This is a genomic window from Streptomyces sp. NPDC044719, assembly GCF_056433405.1.
Map to the genome: position 1 here is coordinate 1 of NZ_JBWKHE010000026.1, position 2,882 is coordinate 2,882.

General features: G+C 66.5%; 2 protein-coding genes. Both read right to left on the reverse strand.

The features are described 5' to 3' along the window. On the reverse strand, window positions 1-2,437 hold a 2,437-nt coding region (locus AC07DF_RS41275; protein ID WP_478982754.1), incomplete at its 3' end, for a non-ribosomal peptide synthetase. Continuing rightward, a partial coding sequence (locus AC07DF_RS41280; protein WP_478982756.1) for a hypothetical protein occupies window positions 2,425-2,882 on the reverse strand: 458 nt, incomplete at its 5' end. The genes AC07DF_RS41275 and AC07DF_RS41280, both read right to left, overlap by 13 nt.

Genomic DNA, 2,882 nt, shown 5'->3' on the forward strand with positions numbered 1-2,882 from the left:
GATACCCCCGCGCCAGACCCGCACCACCCACATACAACTCACCCACCACACCCGGAGCCACCAACCGCAACCCCCCATCCAGCACATACACCCGCGTGTTCCACACCGGCCGGCCAATCGGCGGAACCACCCCACCCACCAACACATCACTCAGGGTGACAGCCACTGTCGTCTCGGTCGGCCCATACGCATTGAAGATCCGCCGGCCCGCCGACCACCGCGCCACCACATCCGGCGCACACGCCTCACCACCGATCGCGAGTACACCCACCCCAGGCAGGTCGGCAGCATCCAACGCAGCCAGCACGCTAGGGGCCAGAAAGACGTGAGTGACGGAATGCTCTTTCGCCATGCTCGTCAGGCGGCCGACCACGTCGTCCCTCGCCTCCGCGTCCGGCACCACCAGGGCCGCACCGGACAGCAGCACGTCGGCCAATTCGGCCACCGACACGTCGAAACTCGGCGAAGTGAATTGCAGAACCCGACTTCCAGGACCGATGCCGAACCGGTTGATCTCCGAGGCAGCCAAGCTCCCCAGTCCGGTGTGCGGGACCACGACGCCCTTCGGCCTGCCGGTGGAACCCGACGTATAGATCACATACGCCGGGTTCCGCAGCCTCAGCGGGGCGAGCCGTTCCTCATCAGAGAGGTCGCCACTCAACACCGAACCAGCGCCCGCGGCGCTGTCGAGGTCCCGGACGTCATAGGACGCGACTCCCGACCCCGCTGCCACATGGCAGGTGTCCGCCGTGGTCAACACGCACACGGGGCTGGCGTCCTGGAGCATGAACGCGATCCGCTCGCCCGGGTAGTCGGTGTCGATGGGCAGGAAGGCGCCGCCGGCCTTGAGGACCGCCAGCACCGCCACGACCATGTCCACCGAGCGCGGCAGCGCCAGACCCACCAGACGCTCCGGACCCACACCCTGACCGATCAGCACGCGAGCGAGCCGGTTCGCCCGGGCATTCAACTCGCCATAACTCAACCTTTCGTCGCCGCAGATGACCGCGATCGCCTCCGGCGTCCGCGCCACCTGAGCCTCGAAGAGTTCCGGCAATGTACCCTCTGGCACCGCACGAGCCGTGTCGTTGAATTCGACCAGCAGCCGCTCGCGCTCCGGCACGTCAAGTACGTCGACGTCACCGATCCGCTGACCCGGATCAGCGACCATGGCCTCGACAACCCGCCGCAGACGCTCCAGCATTTGGCGGACCGTGGTCACGTCGAACAGATCTGTATCGTGCCCGACGTCCAGTCGAAGCTTCTCCCCAGGCATCACCGCCAGGTTCACCGGGTAGTGCGCTTCGTCTCTGCCTTCGCCTCCGGTGATCGTCAATCCGCCAGGAACATCGGCGCTGTCGGCAGCAACGGGGTAGTTCTCGAACACGTAGAGCGTGTCGAAGAGTTCACCCTGACCGGCCGCACGCTGAATGTCGGTCAAGCCCAGGTACTGGTGGTCGCTGAGACGGGCCTGCTCCTCCTGCACCCGGGCCATCAACTCGGTCAGCGACTGCGACGGATCAAGCCGGACACGGACCGGAACCGTGTTGATCAGCAGACCGACCATCTGCTCGATACCGGGAATCTGCGGCGGACGCCCCGACACGATGGCGCCGAACACAACGTCTTGCTTGCCCGTCAGCCGGGCCAGCAACAACGCCCACGCGCTCTGCAGAACCGCGTTGACCGTCAGGCCATGCCGACGCGCCAGTTCCTTAACCCCCGCACTGGTCACGGAACTCAACTCGACCGTGGTCCGCGCCCGTTCAGCAGTTACTGAGCGGTGGCCGACGGGGGCGAGGCGGGTGGCCTCCACGCCGGCCAGGGCTTCACGCCACACCCTCTCGGTTACGCTCCGATCCTGCCGAGCTAGCCAGGCCAGATATGTCCGGTAAGGCACCGGCGCGGGCAGCGCACTGTCGTCCCCGCCTTGCCCATACAGCTCGAACAGCTCCCGCAGCACCAGCGGCGTCGACCAGCCGTCCAGCAGAATGTGATGATTCGTGATCACCAGCTTGTGCCGGCCGGGACCAAGACGCACCACCAGGAAACGCATCAGCGGCGCGCTCGCCATGTCGAAACGGGCAACCCGTTCCTCCTCCAGCAGCCGCGCCACCCGCTCACGCTGACCCGCCCCGGAGTACTCGCTCAGATCAACCTCACGCCACGGCAACACCGAGCTCTTGGCGATCACCTGGACCGCCTCACCGTTCTTCCGCTGGCGGAAGCACGCTCGGAGACTGGCGTGCCGGCCCACCAGCACCTCCGCCGACCGCCGCAGCACCCCCGCATCCAGCGCACCGCTCAGATCAAACGCCAGCTGAACGTTGTAGATGTCGGCGGTGTCCTCGTCGAACAGCGCGTGGAACAACAGCCCTTCCTGCAACGGCGACAGGGGCAGGATGTCCTCGATCTTGGAACGCTTCACTTCTGCCACCCGTTTTCCGTCTCGAATTCTTCTTCAAGTCCGTCGAGTTCGTCCTGGTCGAGGGTGACCAGGGGGAAGTCGGAGGGGGAATGCCCGCCGGCCTCCGGCAGGGCCGCATGCCCCGCCAGAACCCCCAGCATCCGAACCCACAGACCAGCCAGCTCCTCAACCTGCTCCCGGTCCAGGACCCCCTGCGGCCAGGACCATGCCGCATCCAGGCGCACGTCCTCACCACTGCCGTGCGCGATCGCGTTGATCTCCAGGGTGTGGGACATCGCCATGTCCGGATCGGCACCGACGGGTACGCCGACTGTGGTGCCCGTGCCGGTGCCGGTGCCGGTGTCGGCGGGGCTGTCGCTGGTGTCGAAGCGGCCGAGGTAGTTGAAAGCGATCTGGGGCCGGTCATAGCCCGCCAGAACCGGGGCGGTGCCGGGATTCAGATAACGCAGCAGCC